Origin of the sequence: Fusibacillus kribbianus (genome assembly GCF_030053595.1) — a bacterium.
In the GTDB taxonomy this organism is placed as follows: Bacteria; Bacillota; Clostridia; order Lachnospirales; family Lachnospiraceae; genus Lientehia; species Lientehia kribbiana.
Genome location: NZ_JASGBQ010000027.1, coordinates 19,803 through 40,106, shown reverse-complemented (window position 1 = coordinate 40,106; position 20,304 = coordinate 19,803). Strand labels below are relative to the sequence as shown.

The window sequence follows — 20,304 nt, the reverse complement described above, 5'->3', positions numbered from 1 at the left end:
GAAGATAATAATGATACTCGTTCTTGTGTTTGTTCTCATTTTAGGTGGCGCAGGAATTCTATATAAACAGCTTGGACAGAAACTGGCTCCCAATCTGCTTGCTACACAAACACCGCAGGAAACCGAATCCACAGAAGCCTCCACTCCAACAACACAAGAGAATGAGTCAGAAAAGATATTGGCACCGGATTTTACAGTTTACGATCTGGATGGAAATGAAGTTCATCTTTCGGATTTTATCGGGAAATCCGTTGTCCTAAACTTCTGGGCAAGCTGGTGTAGTCCATGTAAAATGGAAATGCCTGATTTTAACGAAAAGTATCTGGAAATTGGTGAAGAAGTACAGTTTCTCATCATCAATATGACCGATGGCTCCAGAGAGACTGTGGAAACTGCATCTGCTTTCATCGCAGAACAGGGCTATTCTTTCCCGGTATTTTACGATACAGATCAGGATGCCGCTGCAACCTACGGTGTTTATTCACTGCCTACCACATATTTTATTGATGAGGAGGGAAACGCAATCGCTCAAGCAACGGGTGCAATTGATGAAGAAACCTTGCAGCAAGGAATTGACATGATTATTTCCGACAGGTGATGATCAGCATATTATATCGAAGTAAAATGCAAAAAAGTGGCCACGGCCTCACACTCCAAAACGGAATGGACCGTGGCTCTTTCTCTGCCTTCAGCGCTGTTCTTCTTTTTGTTGTTTCTTCTCTTCCACTCGTTTGTGACGGTCAATACCCAAGATATGCTCAACCGTCTGCTTGGCAATCAGATATTCCTGCATCTCTTTCTTCACCTGACGATATTCCGCATAGGCTTGTTTTTTCTCAACTAGGAGCCGGTTAAACTCCTCATGAAGAGCGTGACGGGAAGGAACCTTTTTTCCATCCAGCTGGTCAAAGGCTTGCTTCGCCGCTTTATGCAGCATCAGCTCATCACGATGTTCTTCAAAAAACGTTTTGCTGTACCCGGATTTGAGGTATGCTTCGTAGGTCTTTCTGGTCTTGGAGTAATTATTGATGTGCGTCTGCAATGCTCCAATCTCAACCATCCGTTTCTCAGCCGCCTTAATGGAATCGGAAAGTTCAGAGAAGCGAGAAGTCAGCTTGTCTGTGAGAGCAACCAAATCCTCATAGCTGTCCACACCTTGATTGCCTGCTGTTTCTGCTGGGCAAGGGTTGTCTCCTTTTTATTTAGGACACGCTTCTGCTTTCCGTCCGTATCTTCGATTTTCACGATTTTTCTCTTTTCCCATAAAAATGAAAAAACGCCGGAAACCCTTGATTTTGGTGTGCTACCCGTCAAGTAGACAATTAAAAAAAGCAAAAAATATTTTCTGCCCGGTATTATGTCGGGCAGCTTTTATGCTGCTTCCAGCAGATGCTTTTCATAATACTCCTGTGGAGTTAAGATACAAAGATTTCTTTGTACCCGCTTATTTGTGTAATAATCTATATATTCTTCAATTGCTCTTATCAGTTCGTCCTTAGTTTTGTACTTTTTCCCATAATACATTTCACGTTTCATAATTCCCCAGAATCCTTCCATAGGACCATTATCAATGCATCTGACAACTCTTGACATACTTTGGGTCATTCCGGCATCAACTATCTTCTGGCGGAAGGTTTTGGAAGTATACTGGTAGCCTCTATCAGAATGAAAAAGAGGCGTTGCTCCAGGATTCGCTGCTAATGCCTTATCAAAAGTATTAAATACAAGAGGATTATCATTATGATCACTGTATTCATATGCCACAGGGCGCTTTCCACACAGATCCAGTATGACACTCAAATATATTTTTCCCTTTTTTTCATCATCACCAGTCCCATATTTAAATTCAGACACATCTGTAAGCCATTTCTCATTAGGTTTATCTGACTTAAACTCACGATTTAACACATTTTCAGCAATATAAGCCGGGTCTGAAGCTGGTTTCGTGCAGCAATTATATCTGTGTTTTATATAAGATTGAACTTTTTTCTTACGACATACTCGCAAGACCCTTTTATCATTGACATTTATGTTATGATCATGTGCAAGAGTGTCCCTGATGCGTCTATAGCCCATATCAGGATGTTCTCCATGAATTTCAAGAACCTTTTTCGCTATAAGTTCATTAAGGTCATCATTTTCGCTGTTAGTATGATTTTTCCATTTGTAGTAGGCAGCTCTATTGATTTTCAGAATTTCGCACATAGTACTGATCGGATATTCAGAATGCTCTTCAGAAAGCTCCTTTATAGCAATATATGAATCATAATGTCTTATTCTGCGCAGTGTCACCTTCTCTCGATTTCTTCGAGTTTTTTTAATAAATCAATCTCCATTTGTTGTCGTTTCTTTTCTGCTTTCAATAGTCTATTCTCAGCTCTGAGTTTTTCCAATTCACTCAGTTCATCCACTGATTTATTACGCCCACGACCGTCTTTAAGACCATCGACACCTTTTTTGCTATACTTATTTACCCACGAATAAACCTGCCCATACGAACAATTAAATTCTTTTGCAGTCGCTGAATAATCATTTGAATGCAAGACACAATGCTCAACTATTCTTATACGCTCTTCAAGAGTTGTCTTTCTTGACTTGATATCTTTTGCCATGAGATAATCCCCAACCTTTCGTGAATCAGTTAATTCCTCATGACTATTATACTGCTTTACCCACTTTAAAACAGTACTTTCTGCGTGAATACCGTATTTTACAGCAATAGATTTGAAAGAACCACCTCCGGATAAATAGTCAGAAACGACTCTTTGCTTAAACTCCGCAGAATATCTACATAGATTGCTATTGTGGTGATCAAGAGCCGTTTCTCCATGTGCTTTGAAAGCTGCATTCCATCGTTTTACTGTACCAAACACAATGTCATATTTCTCTTCTAAAGAATAAAAAGAAGCTCCCTCTTCATGTTCCTTTAACACCTTCAATTTGAATTCCTTGCTATATTTCTTTTTAGACATAAAAATGCTCCTCATATGATAGATTTTGGATATTTCCATTGTCTACCATATGGGGAGTATATCATTTTACTGGGCTTTCCGGCGGAGTTTTTGGCGTTCCCGAGGTGATTCGAACACCCGACCTACCGCTTAGGAGAGGAACACCCTATTGTGTGTTCTTTTCACTTCTTAGCCGACCTGAGGTTCGAAACCGCCTGTATTCCCTGGCTTTGTTAGCTGAGGGGATACTCACATTGTTGGCCTGAAATCATCCCTGCCACGTTAAGCCGGGCACTCCGGATTAGAAAATCATTAGCTCTTTCTAATCGCGGGGATGCTACCAAACTGCCATGGGAAGCATATATCTTGCTGCCAACATCATAAAACGACCACCAATTCCACATTGCTCTGCGGAATTGATGACATATTCAATTTTCATCTGAAACCACATGGAAATCCATGTAAGTATCAATATTATACACCATTTTTCCGGTTTTGGGTAGAGTATTTACTGCCACTGTGCCGGGTTTTTGCCGTGATGTGACAAATCGGACTACCGCTTTTTCAAAAGGAAAGGTGTTGTGGCTCATCATCGATAATGGCTTCAATGATCTTCCCAATATTACTGCTGACCTTTCCCTTAACACTATGAACATCCTGGTTGACCAGCATTTCAGCAACTGTTCTTGGAAGATACTTTCGGAAATCTTACAGCGTCTATCGGAAATCTGATGGCATTTAGCGGAAATTCTATCAAATCATTTCCGCTAATTTCCTTATAGCTAAGGGGCGTCTCGTCAAAAAATGTTTATTATTATATACAATAAGCGCATTAATGTTAATATTAGAAATCGTTTGAGTCATATCAAAAGATAAAAGGGCAATATGATAAAAAATCCCTCCTGTCGTACATTGCACCTAACAGGAGGGATGATGACGAGGATGACTGATCACACCACTGCCTCGATCAGCGTATGATTCTTAAAATGAAGCTCCTTTACCCCCGGCTTCTTGTTCTTGTTGAAGTTAAAGCTGAGCATATAACCTCGCTCGAGATGATAATCATCAAGATACCCCAACAACTGCTCCTCTCCACGAGTATTGTACTCATTTCCGCGCCAGATCTTCATTTCGATGATATACTGGTTTCCCAGATAATCGATAATCAGATCCGTACGTCCCATGCTGCGTGTACGCGCCTCAATATAATAGTTTCCGATGCCATTGATCAAAGGACGAATATACAACATAAACAGTTTTCTTCCGTTCTCTTCTACAAATGTATCCGTACTATTACCGAAGCTTTCTGTAAAGTGCTCCACAAATTTCTTCAGAATCTTCTCCACATCCAGGCCACTTTCTGTGACAAACTGCCCCTTCAATTGCTGCCCGACATCATACGTCTTACTGTCGATCGCGTCCTGCGCAATGAAAAGGTTATAAAACCAGATTTCAAAAATTCTATTTGATATCGCAACCTGTCCATCTTCATCTTTCAAAAAGCCAAACATGGCACCAATTGATACCAATTCTGTTCCCAGATTAAACGGAATTCCTTTGCCGCAAAACAAAATATCCCGCAGCATGGTTCCCAGATCAGGGTAATCCTTCACCTTCTTTGCCATATCTTCAAATAAAGAATTCGATTCCCTAACCAGTTTGCGGACCGCCTCCAAAACCCCTGCATGGGTCCAGCTATCACGCATTCCGGCTTCGTACATTTCGTCCAGCAGCTGACAAATTCTGGATACAAGATACGGATAGCCGGAAGTGTAGTCATAGATTTCTCCGGCAATCAGGTTTGTATCTATGGCAGTATCATGTTCAGAAGCATAATCAAGAAGCATGCCATTGATCTGTTCTGTAGAAAAACTCATATCAATATCAAAATCCGCAGCAATGTTCCATGGACTATTATCTTTATGTTCCTCATCCGGTCGCATTTTACGCTTCAGATTTCGAATATCACATACTCCGGCGAGGATTACTGATTGAAATGTTGCAAATCGACTTCTGTTAATATAATAGCCGCGTAACTGTGCGAGAAAATCCAGAAAGACCTGATTATTTGTCGCACTGTCGACTTCATCGATCATAAGCACTATCTTCTTTGGAATGGCTGCACAAAGATTGCTGAGTGCCTGAAACAATTCTACCAATTCAAACTGCTCACCGGCCTCTTGCCGTTCTTCCGTAAACGCCTTTAAAGCAACCTGATATTCCTGACTTTTGCTACTTTCCGTAATTCGAAATGAATTTTCAAAGGCTCTGGCAAATGCCTGAGAGAAGCTGTTCTCATTTCTGAATTTTGCATCACTCATCTGCATCTGAAAATCCATACTGATAACAAGATAGTCCTGACTCAGATATTCTGCCAGGGCATGCAGCGTAGTTGTCTTTCCAAATTGCCTTGCTCGATTGATCGTAAAATATTTTCCTTCATCAACGAGTTTCCTGACTTCGAAAAGTCGCTGCGTCAAATCCACCATATAATGTTCTGACGGATCACAGATCCCAGTCGTATTAAATACCCGTTTGGGGATATTCCGATTATTCTTTTCTGCAATAAAAGTCTCCGGAATCATCCATCTGCTTCCCTTCTTCTCTGCACCAGAAATTGCTTTGCTGGCACACAGTTTAGTTATATACCGTTTTGTTATACCCAGGAGTTCTGCAGCTTCCTTTGTCGTGTAATATTTCATACGCTTTGCTCCTCTCTCTTTCATTGCATACTTATTATAGCATATGGTTCTCATTTTATCAATGTTTGGTTCTCGTTTTGTATTTTTAGTTCTCGTTTTTCAACCATTCAGTTCCCGTTTTAAAAAAGAGCAGCCACACACTTTTATGTATGACTGCTAAACTATCCGCATCATCCGTTAAACATAACCCTTTTCTGTCCATAATTCGAAAATATCCTTGTCTTCACCGACGAAGCTTTGATAAAACTCGGGCTCATGGTCTCTGAGCCACACTCTCTTTTTCTCAATTTCATCTCTGATCTCAGCAGTATCAAAACCGGAATACTTTTCTGCCGCAAGTACGATCCTTATAATATCGTTCCCACAGACGCATACATCATAAGCTTCTATATCAATAAATCCCCATCTTCCGACAACTTCTTTCAGCGGACCATGGTAAGAAATATAAATATAGTCATCCTTGAACAGATGGTTCTCCTTCACCCATCTATATTTCATATCAATAATTCCCGACGTTCGGATATACCCATTCATATACCAGATCGCACGGCTGGAGAACGCAATATAATCCTCCGGCAAATCCTCTGCCGAAAGCTTTGTGGGATATCTTCCATCAGAGTACAGCAATGGATTTTCCGTATCCAGAATCTCTCGAAGTCCTTTTCCGAATTTCCCTATGGTATACACATCGGCTCCTATTCTTTTTCCTTTATAATATCTGGCCATTTTCTCACCATCTCCATATTTCATACATTCCAACCGCAAAGAACTGATCATGTTCTCGCTGACATCACATAGTCTTCAATCCATGCGAATCTCTCAATTACTGTTTCTGCTCCATCCCCTTGGCCAGTGCGCTGAGCAGCGCCGCCATCTCCGGGTTCGACAATACCTTTGCCAGCAGCTCTGCATCCACTGTAGTAGGAAGCTCCACCGTCTTACCACTGGCGGTTGCTCTCATGCTCGGGTCCAGATTTCGCTTATTATAAAAGGCCTCCTCGAAAAGCTCTGCATTGCGCTTTCGATCATCATCAATAATATGGCTATACACGTCGGTGACCATATTGATCTGGCTATGACCGGAGTCGCCCTGAACCGCTTTGATATCACCGCCGTTCAGCTTCAGCTTGTATGTGACACTGGTATGACGAAGACTGTGAAATACTACCGGCGGCAGATCATGCTCTTTAATGAGGTCATTCAATGCTTTTCGCAAAGAGGATCCGCTTGTCGGCAAGCCATAAGGTGTCGCCAGCACGATATCATAATCCTGGTATTCATCCCCCAGGACATCCTTGATCTCATTCTGGGATTTTCTCCATTTTTCCAGCATCACTGCCACAGATCTAGGAAGAAAAATCTTTCGAATACTGCTTTCTGTTTTTGGTGTCTTCAAAACACGAACCGTCTTATTCAGCTTGCTTTCCTCCGGAAAAACCATGATAATGTCCTTCCCGTCCAGCTCCTTGATGGCATTCTTCTCAACACGCTGCACTTCCTTATTGATGTAAATATATGCATTCCCCTCTGCCACCGCCTGAGGTGTGATATCAACGCAATCCCAGGTCAGTCCAAGGAGCTCGCCCATGCGAAGGGAGCAGGAAAAAGCCAGATTAAGTGCCAGCTTCAGGCGATCATCATCACACAGATCCAAGGCCTGCATCAGAGTTTCCGCAGTCCAGATCTGGCGCTTTTCGCTCTTATATTTGGGTACCGTTGCGTATTGACAGGGATTTTTCTGCATGATTTCCCATTTAACCGCCTGATGAAAGCAGTTTCGGAGCAGTTTGTGAACATCCCGAATCGTGGATGGGGTTACATATTCGGACGCCCGCTTCCCTGTAGCCGGATTGACTACCGACGGCGTTTTCAATAAGCGCTGGTAATACCTCTCAATAAATCTGGTATTGATATCTTCCAGCTTATCGTCTCCTATGATTGGCAGCACATAATTATTAAAAGTCGCCACATTGGAAGAATAGGTGGATAAGGACCAGCGTTCTTTCCCATAAAGAGCAATATATTCATTCACCAGCTCCTTCAAAGTCTTACAATGTGGAACCACCAGTTCACCGATATCGGCACGATATTCCACTTCATTTTTTCTTCGCTTTGCTTCCTGCATGGTTTTGTAGGTTTCCCACTTCTGCTTGCGCTTGCCATCGCGGTCCTTGTAGTTGTAAACCACACAAAATCTGTTCCTTCTTTCGACAATAGATGCCATTTGCATGCCCCTCCTTCTTTTGTTATTGATCGGTCAGCCATTTTTCAAACGCTTCTCTTGGGATACGAATCATCTTTCCGAATTTCACATGCGGAATTCTTCCGGTAGTTACCCACTTTGAAACGGTTGCCGGATTCACATCTGCAAGCAGCGCTGCCTCGCGTATGGTAAGATTCTCCGTATTGCCGATATTTTTTGCAGAGCCGTCCATATGATAGATATCTCTTCTCATCAGCTCAAGCCGGGGATCACTCTCCTTTTCAATGGCAATCGGCACATCACCTCCCACAAGGTGATATTTGTTCTGGGTTTTGTACCATTCATAAAAGCTTTTCTTAACCACACGCCTGCGATCACCGATCACAACCGTTTCAATAGCTGCCTCATTACTGCTGAGAATGGAATAGACGGTACTCCTTGGAACGCCAAGCAGCCTTGCCATCTCCGGCATTCGCATGGTAGATTCCTCCAGCTTTTCATCCTTTTCTTCAACCTTTTTATATTTGGTCTGTTTTCCGTACCATTTTTCAAACGCTTCAACAGGGAACCGCTTGCAGAAATTGACGATAATAAACGGAACCTGTGCGCGCTTCATTTCGTCATAGACCTGCCATTCCCCGATATCCAGAAGCCCGGCAATGTCCTTTGCGGAATAAGAATGCCTCTTCAGTTCAAGCCCCGGTTCCTCTCCGGTCACTTTCCGGTATTTCACCTGATTCGCATACCAGTCCTCAAAGCTTTCAATATCCACACGCATTCCATAGGGTGTTTCATCGGTTTTGAAATATCCTTTATGAACCAGCCAATAACGTTCTGTCTTTTTCAGCCCAAGGAGATCTCCCATTTCATGAACCGTCATATATTTCTTTTTCTTTCCGGCTTTTCTCTTATACGGGCTCTGCTCTATGATCTCATCCGCCCACTTCCGAAAATCTTCCTCACTGATATCTTTATGCTCCTCCATATCTGCCCTCCCTTTCAAAAGCATACCGCTTTCTCCTTCAAATTGTTAGGATGCCGATCGGGACCTGTTTTCGTCCGATTTTCTGCATTTTATTCCTGTGATGCTTCAGGCCCCGGCAGCCTCTCGCTGCCCTTGTCCAGCCATTCATCAAAGCTTTTCTTTGAAATACGGTATTTCCCGCCTATCAGGACCCAGCGGAATTCCTTCTTCTTCAATAGCTCATATACGCACTGGCGGCTGATCTCCAGAATATCCTGCAGTTCCTTCACTGAATAACATCTCTTCTCCACACTTATCACCTCTTCTATGAATCGAATTATTAAAAGCCCTTCACTTATCAGGTGTTTACGGATAACGACAGTCGTGTATTAAAAACCTTTCAATACAGTTCTTTCAGCAGTCTGATGATGGCCTTCTTCTTTCCAATTGCCTGATTTCTGGTAAGTCCGTATCTTGCCGCAAGCTCATCCAGGAATCTGCCCTTCCCCTCAAAATATTCGAGGATAAACCTACGATCCTCTTCTGTAAGCATTGCCAGTACCTCCCTGAGGCGTTCCAGCTCCAGTTTGTGAATAATCTCTTCCTCAATGTCCACAGACTCATCCGGAATTTCAAAGGTGCCAAACTCTCCATCCGGACCTCTCATTCCCTCTACAGCTAAAAAATCCAGTTTGCTTCTTTCTTTTGCCTTCTTACGTCTGAACAGCCTCTGATAGTCTGCATTAAACAGGTTGTAAATCTCTCTGATCTGTTCGTCGGTCATACCTGCTTCTCTGCAGGCCATTTCATACTTAAAAATCATATAAGTCCTTTCCCAAGCAGTCGCCGGGACAGGACTCAAAGGGCCGCACGAAGCAATCGAGATGGCGGATGGTAGCGAAACAAGCGATATAACCAGTTGCTCCTCTGTTGCATCAAAAAAAGCGCCGTCGAAATAAGTCGAATAACAGGATACAGTTATCCCATTATTCAAAACTTGCTTCGTACGGCGCTTGGTAGATTATCCGATCAATGACCGGCTCCGCTTGCTCGATTAAAAGTTCGTGTTGATATTGTTGCTTATTCAGTTATCATTCTTACCGTTTCATGCGTCCTCCGGTACAGGGACCGTTGTAAACGCGGTATCTCTTTAGCCTTCGGAAATATGCCGGACTTAAAGGCCCTTCGAATTTGCATTTACGGCATTTGACATAGACCACTTCCGTCTGCGTCAAAGGAACATCCGTTACCTTGAATCCACATACCGGGCATCGCATCTCTCTGGATCCTGCTTTCTCTGCAGCTTTCCTGGAAAGAAGAATTCTATGCTGCACCTCTGCCGACGGAGTGGGGAACCTTGGATTGAATGTTAAAACCGGTTCATTCATGCGTTCACCTCCGTCAACAATACCGATTCAATGTATTCGCTGATCGGATGATACTCCAGCATTTTAAATTGTCTCAGTCTGATCAGAAGTGCCGTAAAGGATACTCCGATCTGTGCTGCCATCTTTTCTATTTTAATTCGATCCGCCGGAGCCAGCACATTATCTCCGTAGATCCTGAGCTTGTTTCCATTGTTATAATCCTTCAATGCAGTCTCTACAATGAAGAACGGCATCAGAAGAGACGCTGCCAGCTTATCCGCCTGAGCCTCAACCAGATTAAACTGCTGTCTCAATTCCTCTGCATCATAATTTCGTTCCGAATCAAAGGAACGCTGAAACTGCGCGACCGGATGGTGACGTTCAATCACAAAATGAGCCACCTCGTGCGCAATGGTAAAGCGTCTTTTCCCACTCTCCCGTTCTCTTCGAAGACTCGTCTCCACAACAATCGTTCCCAAAGGGAAAAGAAATGGAACGATTCTGCCTGAGCGCATAATCTTCAAAGGTGTTCTTCCATCTGCCAGAAAGCCGATCTTATCAAGATCCTCCTCGGCAAACACTTCATAAACAATATTGAGTCCAAGTGAATTTGCTATGCCTTCTATATCCACACATTTCGGAAGACATGTCATTCCTGATTTCTTAATCTGGGTCAGGACCAGCCCTTCTCCAAGCTCGTCGAGCTCCTTGTTTGGAATAAACTTCTTCAAGATGAATCAACCTCCACATGGATCGGTTCTTCCGATACGATCACGTACCACTTCAAACCTGACCGGTATATGTATTTTTCCGCACTGCCGATTAATATCGTGTAGCGAATTCCTTCAAATTCATCTGTGACCGGCTCGGCCATATGGAGGACTCTCGTTATATCCCAGGTTCTGCCATCCTCCCAGATAATCCTCATCGGGCGGATGGAGCCATCGGGATAGCAAATGCTTTCCACACTTACATACTGCTTTCTCATAACAGTGCTCCTCCGGATCATGATTCTATTTTTTCCTAACTTACGCATGTGCCGCTTTGTATTCCGAATAAGGCTTCAGCTTGACAATCGGAAGCCGGATCATCTCACCGAAATTCTCGGAACGGGCCATGGATCTGCATTTTTCACATTCCATCCAACCGTCAGTTTCTTCCAGGAACAGATTGTGATTAACATGTCCGCATATTGGGCATTTCACATCATAGGTTTTCATTTGCAAAATCGCCTCCTGACAGTTATCTTTCTTTGATGATATGGCTGAGAACGCCCTGGCATACAAGCTCCTTTACCAGGATGACCTTGTCTCCATATACGGCCTTGTTCTGATATTTTAAAATGACTTTGCCAGATTCAGGATCAAGCCCTCCAAAAAGCTTTAATGTATTTTCACTGTTTTCATCCAGAGCAACAATGATATCTCCAACATGGGGCTCAGCATTCTTGCGGATTACAAGAATATCGCCTTCATCGATATCCGCATCCACCATAGAGTCACCCTTTGCATATAAAATGTAGAAGGGACCTCTGCCGAAAATAGCCGTGGGGAGGGAAGTCCTGTATAGAAGATTTTCTTCTTCGAGAACCGGTTCACCGCAGGCAATCTTACCGAGAGCCATTACCGGCTCGCGATCCACCTTGATCTTCTCCATTGAGGAAGTAACAACCTTACCATCCTTATATTCGAGCATTCCCCTGGCATCCATTTCTACCAGATAGTTGTATGCAGTCGCCTTACAGATACCCAGCTCCTTTGCAATCTCTGCCGTAGACGGTATCCTTCCAGACTGCAGATAATAATCACTTATATAGATTGAAATACTCTCCATCAGCTGCGGGTCCTTCTGTCTCATAGTGGATCCTCACTTTCTAAGCACATTATTGTGCAAACATATCATCATTTCTTCTATCATAAACGAATCGTTTATGATAGGCATAGTATAACTCACGCATGAGTACTTTTCAAGATAAAAGTAGCCGGAACGGCTGAAGGTGTCGCCGGATAGCGACACCTTCTCTCTATTTCTCGTTATTTTATTTTATAACGTCCTCCGCCTTCAACAAGACCTACAAGAGAATGGCGCAAACTCTTGGATACTTTTTCAAACGAGTTTCCAAATGCATCATCCCAAGTAACAATTTCACCAGTTTTTATGCGTATAAGTGCTGGTCGTTTTTTAACGTAATATGCAAATACTGATTCTGCGTATTCTCCTTCGATTAACAAATCTATTTCTTTATATACCTTATCCAATTCACTGCCAGGTAAGACTTTTCCTTCGTTTATCTGTTCAAGATCTTGTCGCTTTTTATAAAGTCGCTCTAACTCTATTTTGTTTGTTTTCCAAGGCTTTGAGAAAAACATTACCATTCACCTCCTCAGTTTGTAGCCTGTATAGCACCAGTCGCTGCTGCAGAAATAAAGCGCTCAAAAAATTCCATACTCATATGGCTTTTCAGATATTTTGCCAATCCGACTCCACCCATATGAGCAATTCCCCCTTCAACAACATTATGAATACTCCTAGGGACAAGAGTAATTGTAGCCAAATCGATGTTCTCATGCATTACCCAATCACTCTGCTGAATAATACTCACTATTTTTTTTGCGTCCATATCTTCTAAATCTATTCCGCTCTTCTTTATGGAAATCGCTAATGACTCTGGAATCAGAGTGGGGTCATCTAGCCATTGCTTTTTTAAGATCTTTGCAGCTTCTTCAAAATTCTCTAAGCGATTACCCGAAATTCCATTTGGAAGAGTAACAGTCTGGTATTTTGAGGAATCAAAAACTATTCCAACCATTCCATTCTTCTTCACAATCTGAACTAGTTCAGTGCCTTTCTTATAATAGGCAAGAATCGCTCCGTCATCAGCATCATTAAACATATCTCTCAGCATATCCTTTGAAATAACGCTGCCATTTGAATCAACTATGTCCTCAGGCGACAGATGATCTATAGCCTTTTTTGCTAAGTCGTCCGCACCATCTTCAAGTATTCTTTCAATCTGCCGCAAAGCTAATTTTCTAGAAATATACTCACTATGGAATACGCTTGAGTCTGCCGTCTTTTTCAGAGTGTATATACCCTTGCTTATTGTAGATGAAAGAGTGCTGATTTTTCCGGTAAGCTTAGGAAATACTCTTTCGGTAAGCTTGGAAATACTCGGTCCTATTTTGGTCGTTAGCTTTTCCGCAACGCCCCCTGCAGCCTTAAATCCCGCACTTAACGCAAAACCAAGAGCAACACCATATCCAAATGACTTAATTATTTCTACACCATCCTCACCTTCGAGCCATGCTGATGCTGCACGCTCAATACCACCAAGCAACCCGTCCAAAGATGAATCAGCTAAGAAATAACCAGCACCCGCTGTCGAAGCATAGACATATGGCCCAAGGTAACCGCTGACAGCACCGGTGGCTGCTGCAATTACTACCTTACCCCAATTAATGTTATCAAGCGTTTCTCCGGAAACAACTACCTCCATAAAAATTTCAATAGCAGTTCCCGCCATTGCACTTGATAAAGCCGAAAGCGGAGGACACTCAACAAATACAACTGATCCTACCATTGCAACAGCTGTAACAATGACGCACCCTGTTCCTACTAACCATTTTGTAAGAGCATCGGCTCCTCCATCATAGTCGAGATCTATTACTACAGGTCCTCCGTCAATCACCCTAAAACACTGCATAGGATCAAGTTCTTCAACCGCTTCAACCAGTTCAGCAACACTGTATCCAAGAAAGGTTTCTTCCTGCATTGACAGCAGACAGTTTATTACTGCATCCTGCGCAATATAAGCACATGATTCTATATCTACCGAAACAAGATTCGCGTCTTGTGTTTCTAAAATTCTATTAATCTCCGTCTGTAGTTCATCATAGTCAATTTGAGAATATATCGAACTCCCAGTTACATTGATATAATTACCTACATCAATGTCATATACATATTTTGACTCATCATATGAGTATAATGAACCTAAGCTTGAATCACAGTAATCGCGCGTATACTTTTCAGCAGTGAAAAAAAATCTGCCACTTTCGTCCACTCCATATTTAACATACTGTCCATACACAACACAATGCTCTGTGAATGCGCCACTTCCATATCCCAGAATAAAGATTGTATTATCAACACTATCATCTAGATTAGTAATTGTTAAACCTGAGTTAAAATCTTCATCTGGAATTTCAACTTCTCCAACGAAAGGAATGAAACCTGCCTCAAAGCAAAATACAGTCTCTTCCTCGTTAGTATAACAATCTTTATAATCTGTATAGGCAATACCATAAACAGATGTACCGTCTAACAACTCTACTTTCGCCGGAAACACATCATAAATATACTCCAACTGGTTTACCATGAGACCATAAACAAAGGTTTCTATATCTCCTTGGTAGTCCTCTACTGTGGTAGATAATGGCGTTATCGGTAAAGTAGATTCATTTGTTGGAAGATTGTCCAAGTTTCCTTCAATAAACGATTCAACAATCGGTTCAGCGTTAACAGGATTATAATTATTACTACCTGATTGTGCCTCATCCCCTGAATAATTAAATCTTCCACATCCTGATAATAATGTTACCAGCATCGATACAACAAGAAGAATAGAAACGATTCTCCGGCTTAATAGCCTTTTATTTCTCATCATTGTCGTCTCCTTCCCCTGTATAGTCATTCATCATAGAGTTCTTACGTTGAGCGTGTTTTTTTCTAACTAGCATACCGTAAAGAATCACTAGAAAAATCACAGCAATTCCAACTATGACCAAAACGAATGAAGAATTTTTTTCGACTGAAGAATCTGTAGAGCTGCCTACATTGTCTACAATGTCAGCAGAACCTGATACTACAGCCGTAAGAGTGATATCTCCCTCAGACTCTATTGTGATGAGGTTTGATTCTAAAATGGTTCCATTTAATGACCATCCTTTAAAGGTCAAGCCGCTTTCAACATCTATAACTGGTAATTCGTATTCCTTACCAAAATCCATTACAAGTGTACTTATCTCATCACCCTGCGGGTTCTGCAGAGTAACCGTAAACTGCTTGGCTTGCCAAACCGCATCAAGAACAACAGATCCTTTAAAGGAAATTGTCGAAATCTCATTGCTATACAAAGTACCCGATTCATCTTCAAAACCGATAAGATTAAAGCCATACCTTGTCAGAACTGGTAATTTTACATTCTGTGCACCATAGGTGGTTAAAATATCTTGAGGAGATTCAGTCCCGTTTCCATTAAATCGAATAGTAGTATAATCCGACTCCACTACAGTCACATTTATTACATAATAATATCCCAGACGATTAACAACTTTCACTTGATACTCGCCAGGATCTGACCAAATTCCTTTACTCTCCTGGTCAGCAGCATAGAAGAATTCATTTCGTCCATCTGAAATTATTACCAGACCATACGGATCTAATTCATCAACAAGGCTCTTAACAGAGAAAGCTTCAGTTTCAATACTGACCCCATCATCCGATTGGGTATACGTCTTGTTCTTCTCACCATCTTTACTATGATAGGTCAATGTCAAGGAGGAGGTATTCTCGCCTTCGGCGATAAAAACAGCTTGATACTCTGCGACATCACCATAGATGGTAGTTTCTCTAATTGTCACCACTCCACTCGGACAATTTTGTTGAGCAAGCTGAGCCCCAACACCCTGATTATAATTAATTTTATATTCTTTACCGTTACAATCGAAAATTACCACTGAGTTCGAATCGCATTTATATTTATCCTGAACGAACTTAAAATCATAGGTTCCATTGCTGACATGTCCCGAGGAACCAGCCGTCAAAAAGCTATATGGTTTCTGGGCAATAATTGGGAGAGCATCCACATTCGTAAGTTCTGTCTTCTGGTTCGGTGCAAATATAGTTACACTTCTAGCTAGTTCCAGTGTTCTTAAGTTCGGTGTTGATTCAATGACCGAATCACTTAATGAAAGCGTAGTAAATTCATTTGACAGATCAAAATACCCCACCTGAATTGCCTGTTCTGCGAAGAAGTTAACTGCATCAGTTAAATCCCAAGCTGAATCATATTTTTCTTTTTGCGAAACAATAAACGATCCTATGTAACGATAAGAACCATCTTTTTGTTGTTCAACCATTCCTTTTTCATAATCATAAGCATACGCAAGAGCTTCTTCTCTTGAACTAAAAGCCAATGTAATATATCCCGTTGATGCACTTGGATAAGTCAACGAATAGTAAACAGGATATGAGTCTGTTACTGCAGTTTTTGCGTATTCCACGAGGCTGCGCTGATTCACGACTGGTCCGGGTGCTGTACCCTCTGCTATAATCTCAAAATGAAAAGTAAATGTTTTACAATCACCTGACGCATCAGATGTATTAAAATCCGCATTAGTTGTAAGTGTTACAACATATTCTCCTGGAACACTAAAATATCCTGTCTTCGAACTTCTGGTCGCATTAATAATACTTACTTCTCCGGTGGTCATATTTTTTATTTGGCCACTCAAAGGCAAATGATACTGATCCACCTCAGCAATATGATATGAAGTCAATCCTCCTTCGAATACTGCATACTCTCCATCAGAATAAATTCTTTTACCAGTTATAAAGGCCTCACCAAAGTAATATCGAAGTGCGTCCTCCGTTGTCATCCTATCAACATAGATTGTTACTGTTTTCTTTGAATTTGCAGCACTTGTAAGCGTAACTTCATATTTTCCAGTTTCAGTAAACTGGTGGTTAGACGGAATGGCAATTGTGGTACCATCTTTTTTTACACTGTAAGTCACTGTCGGATTTAAAGAGGTATCAATTGAAAATCCTGAAACAGTGTACGCATCCGTCTGCATTGTCTCGGAATGTTGATAAATATCCGCAGTAACATCATCATATTCTTCTGCGATCTCACTCATCTGATCACCAACAGAAAGATTATGGAATGCTACTGCTCCAAGTTCATCACTACAAAGATAGAATTCATACTCTTCAAGAAAACGCAAATCTGTCTTACTGCCCACTTGTTTTGCTTCGTAAGCATAAATCACTTTCACGTATACTCCATTTAGGATTGCCTTTCCATCAGGGGTATATATCAACACATCTCCACGATGACCGTAATTTGCTTCGTAGTCTGTTGTATAAATGCCTGTGGAATATTTGCCCAAATCAACGTTTTCCCACGTAACTCCATCTGTAGACGTCTGAATTATCAGAGCTCCGGAATCAACCTGACCAGTAACAACTCCACAAATCATCTGAGAAGTTTTTTTACCCCAGGTATCATCAATAATTTCCCAGCCATTTTGGGTCATTACATCTGAATTTTGTAATTTCAAGTAAAGAGAAACTTCACTTCCAGTTATTCCATATGCCGGAATTCCTTTATGCGTAGACTGCGTAATGCTGTTTGTCGAATTTTGGGCAACAGTTAATACCGTGTGAGAATTAGCTCCAAAAGATAATGCTCCAGATATTCTATTGTCTTCCGTGTATCCATCATTTTTCTTATTCTCATATACCTCCGGACTTATTGTTACACCAGATATTCCATTAGCGACTTTGATTGTTGTAGTATATTTCTTTCCAATCGTGTCAACCGCAGTAATAGTATATGTTCCTGCATTTTTTACAGTCATCAGATTTGTCACATCAGATGTTACACCATTTTTTGTCAACGTCACTGTAAATGTAGATCCTTTTGTGTCAATAACAAATCCAGACTCTACGGTAGCACCCGAGGTAACAGCATTGCCGGTCGTCAAATCACGGAATTCAATAGGATTTCCTCCATAACAAGCGTAAAATTGATATGTTTCTAAGCAATATCTATATTCATAAATGTCAGATGGAAAACGAGGTGGCCACAAGCTGCCCGCATCTCTACCGGTTTTTCTCCCCATTTCATATGCAACATAAACCCTATAATATACGCCGGCACGGAGATCTTCTTCTGAAACTGAGCACAGATTTGTCCTGTCAATTTTTTTGTTAGTGAAAAAATTGCAAACCGGTTCTATTGCGTTCTCCCATTTTATACGGTCATAGGACTTTTGAACAATAAGTACACCATTTCCTATTTTCTTCGAAACAGAAATTCCATTAACGCTTTTTTCATCACTAGATACTATATTCCAATTTTCCTTGACATCCGTCCGGTAAGAACCATCATAATCATATTGGAGTGTGATGCCATCGGACGCATAATAAACAGCATATCCGTAAATTTCTCTGTTGGTTGCTTTACTTCCGACAATCGAAAAACTACCAACTGATCTTTCACCATAGCAAAACTGACTCACCGAATACGATGAATCTTCATTAAATTCAGCATTTTCCTCTCCCTCGTATGCATTCACAGCAATTTGATCTGTACCAGCAACAGCATAAGCTGGAACAGCAATTATCAACAATAACACCACGGTCAATAGACCCATAGCTATCTTTCTGAAGCATTGCCTTCCAAACAAGCTACACATAATCTCACTCCCGAATACAAGTCGGTATCCTCCTATCTCAGATTTCTTCAAGTGCACGAAGTAAGCGTTCTCTGTACTGCTTTTTTATTTCATCCGGTCCAACTATTTTGATTTTCCCATCAAATCCAAACACCCAACGATAGAATGTCGGTCCGGCGCAGACCTTAACCTTGACCTGAAAATGTTCATCATCGAGAGACTTTGTACGAATTGTGATGCCAAAGCGATCAATGATAGATTTCATTGCAGAATTTTCACACAACAGTACCACTTCAGAAATCTCCTGGGTATCAAACATACGAAATACCTCCTGCGTGTATTTCGTAACAGAGTATCCTTTTGGCGGTTTGACCATAATATCTTTCAACAGTTCCGGCTGCTTTTTGATTCGATCCACACGAAAAACTCTAACTTCTTCACGTTCATCGCAATAGCCGGTAAGATAATAGAAATCTCCGTCCCAAATCAAATCGTAAGGACTAACGGTGTAAGGATTGCCATCGTTTCTAAGTATCTGTTTTTTCTTTCCATCATAATCAAAATACAGGAAGGAAATCTTAACTCCGGCGTTCATAGCATCGTTGATTGCATCCACGATGTAATATCCTTTTTCATTATCAGTTTTGGCTCTACCGGTGATATGTACTGTTCTCTGCAGCTTGTCCGCATTGTTCTCACTTGTCAGAGAGATCAGCTTTTCGATCAGAATCTTGCTCTTCTTTTCCGTAATAAACTTAGAAGACTGAACGGCATCAATCAAAAGCTTAAGTTCCGGCAAGGAAAACTGTCGATCCGCAAGATGATATTCCCAAGCACGTCTGCGAACGCCAATGATGTCAAAGCCGGCTGCCCTTAAGAGCTCTATATCCTTCGGTACGGTGGTTCTATGCATATGAATATTGTGCTGTTCCATCATGCGATCGGTGATCTGCTTTGTTGAAAGCGGATGTTCCTCATCAGACTGAGTAAGAAGCATTTGATATAAGTACAGAATTCGCAGGCGGGTATCGTTGTCATCTGCGGTTGTTTCTACAACTACCTCTGTATGTTTAGCTTGATCTGCCAGAATGACATCTGCTATCACTTGCGCGGCAATCTGTGATCCCGATTCATTCGGATGGCATCCATCTTCTGCATAGATGTTCTGCCGGTCAGCTAATTCATAGAAACGCTTTCCTACATCTGCAATCAATGCTCTATTCTGAGCGGCGACCTCATGATAAGCATCATGCATCTTTTGATACATTTCATCATAGTCCATACCAAAAGACGCTAACTGTTTTCCACCTTTTTGATAAGCCCATGTCGCATAAAGAACAGGCATTGCACCATTGGCCCGTATTTTCTCACAGAGAAGGCCAACATTCTTCAGGAAACTATCTTTTGACGTAACAGGGCCATTACTCATCTCCTGAAGAATGACATAGTCCCATTTCTCGTTCTGAAGTGCAGCCTGAGTCAAGCTACCCATCTTGGTTTCCGGATTAAGCTGTTCTGCAAGGCGCGCCCCGCCACGGGTGTGGTGGATTACTTCTGCCCCTGTCAGCTGGGCCAGCTTATCTGGCATGTTATTTACAAATGTAAAGCTGTTGCCGAGCATTAAGATTCTCATTCTCCACCTCTATTTTCCATCT

The 20,304-nt window shown here is 41.6% G+C and carries 18 protein-coding genes; 1 reads left to right on the top strand and 17 read right to left on the bottom strand.

All coding sequences use genetic code 11. From position 1 onward, the window contains the following. Positions 1 to 598 (top strand): TlpA family protein disulfide reductase (locus QJ036_RS12185; RefSeq protein WP_331487551.1); only part of this gene is annotated, 598 nt, incomplete at its 5' end. 90 nt (positions 599 to 688) lie between these two features. Here QJ036_RS12185 and QJ036_RS12180 read toward each other — a convergent pair. The 17 genes from QJ036_RS12180 to QJ036_RS12100 form a co-directional block, all read right to left on the bottom strand. Next, entirely contained in the window at positions 689 to 1,153 is a 465-nt protein-coding gene (locus QJ036_RS12180) for a hypothetical protein (RefSeq protein WP_283231642.1), read from the bottom strand. A gap of 218 nt (positions 1,154 to 1,371) precedes the next feature. Further along, positions 1,372 to 2,292 carry an IS3 family transposase gene (locus QJ036_RS12175; RefSeq protein WP_283231641.1) on the bottom strand — a complete coding sequence of 307 codons (921 nt, stop codon included), beginning with the start codon at positions 2,290 to 2,292 and terminating at the stop codon, positions 1,372 to 1,374. Further along, the gene (locus tag QJ036_RS12170; RefSeq protein ID WP_283231640.1) at positions 2,289 to 2,972 is read right to left on the bottom strand and encodes a transposase; all 684 of its coding nucleotides are present in this window, start codon (positions 2,970 to 2,972) and stop codon (positions 2,289 to 2,291) included. Before QJ036_RS12170 ends, QJ036_RS12175 begins: the two co-directional genes overlap by 4 nt. Before the next feature lie 929 nt (positions 2,973 to 3,901). Beyond that, positions 3,902 to 5,653: an AAA-like domain-containing protein gene (locus tag QJ036_RS12165; RefSeq protein ID WP_283231639.1), complete on the bottom strand. Its 1,752-nt coding sequence runs from the start codon at positions 5,651 to 5,653 to the stop codon at positions 3,902 to 3,904. Positions 5,654 to 5,830: 177 nt separating this feature from the next. After that, entirely contained in the window at positions 5,831 to 6,403 is a 573-nt protein-coding gene (locus tag QJ036_RS12160) for a hypothetical protein (RefSeq protein WP_283231638.1), read from the bottom strand. 73 nt (positions 6,404 to 6,476) lie between these two features. Further along, on the bottom strand, positions 6,477 to 7,877 hold the full coding sequence (locus tag QJ036_RS12155) for a site-specific integrase (protein ID WP_283231637.1): 1,401 nt from the start codon (positions 7,875 to 7,877) through the stop codon (positions 6,477 to 6,479). 22 nt (positions 7,878 to 7,899) lie between these two features. Further along, positions 7,900 to 8,841, bottom strand: a complete 942-nt coding sequence (locus QJ036_RS12150) for a helix-turn-helix domain-containing protein (protein WP_283231636.1) — start codon at positions 8,839 to 8,841, stop codon at positions 7,900 to 7,902. An 89-nt stretch (positions 8,842 to 8,930) separates the two neighbouring features. Continuing rightward, positions 8,931 to 9,131: a helix-turn-helix domain-containing protein gene (locus QJ036_RS12145; RefSeq protein WP_283231635.1), complete on the bottom strand. Its 201-nt coding sequence runs from the start codon at positions 9,129 to 9,131 to the stop codon at positions 8,931 to 8,933. Between the two features lie 89 nt (positions 9,132 to 9,220). Continuing rightward, positions 9,221 to 9,643: a sigma-70 family RNA polymerase sigma factor gene (locus tag QJ036_RS12140; protein WP_283231634.1), complete on the bottom strand. Its 423-nt coding sequence runs from the start codon at positions 9,641 to 9,643 to the stop codon at positions 9,221 to 9,223. 561 nt (positions 9,644 to 10,204) lie between these two features. Continuing rightward, on the bottom strand, positions 10,205 to 10,918 hold the full coding sequence (locus tag QJ036_RS12135) for an ImmA/IrrE family metallo-endopeptidase (protein ID WP_283231633.1): 714 nt from the start codon (positions 10,916 to 10,918) through the stop codon (positions 10,205 to 10,207). Beyond that, entirely contained in the window at positions 10,915 to 11,175 is a 261-nt protein-coding gene (locus tag QJ036_RS12130; RefSeq protein ID WP_283231632.1) for a hypothetical protein, read from the bottom strand. The genes QJ036_RS12135 and QJ036_RS12130 overlap by 4 nt, the downstream gene beginning before the upstream one ends. Positions 11,176 to 11,215: 40 nt before the next feature. Continuing rightward, positions 11,216 to 11,407 carry a translation initiation factor 2 gene (locus QJ036_RS12125; RefSeq protein ID WP_283231631.1) on the bottom strand — a complete coding sequence of 64 codons (192 nt, stop codon included), beginning with the start codon at positions 11,405 to 11,407 and terminating at the stop codon, positions 11,216 to 11,218. Positions 11,408 to 11,429: 22 nt separating this feature from the next. Then, a complete protein-coding gene (locus QJ036_RS12120) occupies positions 11,430 to 12,044 on the bottom strand; it encodes a LexA family protein (protein WP_283231630.1) in 615 nt (204 codons plus the stop codon). A 176-nt stretch (positions 12,045 to 12,220) separates the two neighbouring features. Next, complete coding sequence (locus QJ036_RS12115) at positions 12,221 to 12,556, bottom strand: hypothetical protein (RefSeq protein ID WP_283231629.1); 336 nt, start codon at positions 12,554 to 12,556, stop codon at positions 12,221 to 12,223. A 14-nt stretch (positions 12,557 to 12,570) separates the two neighbouring features. Beyond that, the gene (locus QJ036_RS12110; RefSeq protein WP_283231628.1) at positions 12,571 to 14,853 is read right to left on the bottom strand and encodes a hypothetical protein; all 2,283 of its coding nucleotides are present in this window, start codon (positions 14,851 to 14,853) and stop codon (positions 12,571 to 12,573) included. Continuing rightward, the gene (locus tag QJ036_RS12105; RefSeq protein WP_283231627.1) at positions 14,840 to 18,628 is read right to left on the bottom strand and encodes a hypothetical protein; all 3,789 of its coding nucleotides are present in this window, start codon (positions 18,626 to 18,628) and stop codon (positions 14,840 to 14,842) included. Before QJ036_RS12105 ends, QJ036_RS12110 begins: the two co-directional genes overlap by 14 nt. 79 nt (positions 18,629 to 18,707) lie before the next feature. Continuing rightward, positions 18,708 to 20,282 carry a WYL domain-containing protein gene (locus QJ036_RS12100; RefSeq protein ID WP_283231626.1) on the bottom strand — a complete coding sequence of 525 codons (1,575 nt, stop codon included), beginning with the start codon at positions 20,280 to 20,282 and terminating at the stop codon, positions 18,708 to 18,710. Positions 20,283 to 20,304 lie beyond the last annotated feature (22 nt).

Coding starts and splice junctions, on each gene's coding strand:
- QJ036_RS12150 (WP_283231636.1), bottom strand. CDS start 8,841: ATGGAGGAGCATAAAGATATCAGTGAGGAAGATTTTCGGAAGTGGGCG.
- QJ036_RS12100 (WP_283231626.1), bottom strand. CDS start 20,282: ATGAGAATCTTAATGCTCGGCAACAGCTTTACATTTGTAAATAACATG.
- QJ036_RS12110 (WP_283231628.1), bottom strand. CDS start 14,853: ATGATGAGAAATAAAAGGCTATTAAGCCGGAGAATCGTTTCTATTCTT.
- QJ036_RS12140 (WP_283231634.1), bottom strand. CDS start 9,643: ATGATTTTTAAGTATGAAATGGCCTGCAGAGAAGCAGGTATGACCGAC.
- QJ036_RS12115 (WP_283231629.1), bottom strand. CDS start 12,556: ATGTTTTTCTCAAAGCCTTGGAAAACAAACAAAATAGAGTTAGAGCGA.
- QJ036_RS12130 (WP_283231632.1), bottom strand. CDS start 11,175: ATGAGAAAGCAGTATGTAAGTGTGGAAAGCATTTGCTATCCCGATGGC.
- QJ036_RS12105 (WP_283231627.1), bottom strand. CDS start 18,628: ATGGGTCTATTGACCGTGGTGTTATTGTTGATAATTGCTGTTCCAGCT.
- QJ036_RS12120 (WP_283231630.1), bottom strand. CDS start 12,044: ATGAGACAGAAGGACCCGCAGCTGATGGAGAGTATTTCAATCTATATA.
- QJ036_RS12125 (WP_283231631.1), bottom strand. CDS start 11,407: ATGAAAACCTATGATGTGAAATGCCCAATATGCGGACATGTTAATCAC.
- QJ036_RS12165 (WP_283231639.1), bottom strand. CDS start 5,653: ATGAAATATTACACGACAAAGGAAGCTGCAGAACTCCTGGGTATAACA.
- QJ036_RS12170 (WP_283231640.1), bottom strand. CDS start 2,972: ATGTCTAAAAAGAAATATAGCAAGGAATTCAAATTGAAGGTGTTAAAG.
- QJ036_RS12160 (WP_283231638.1), bottom strand. CDS start 6,403: ATGAAATATGGAGATGGTGAGAAAATGGCCAGATATTATAAAGGAAAA.
- QJ036_RS12155 (WP_283231637.1), bottom strand. CDS start 7,877: ATGGCATCTATTGTCGAAAGAAGGAACAGATTTTGTGTGGTTTACAAC.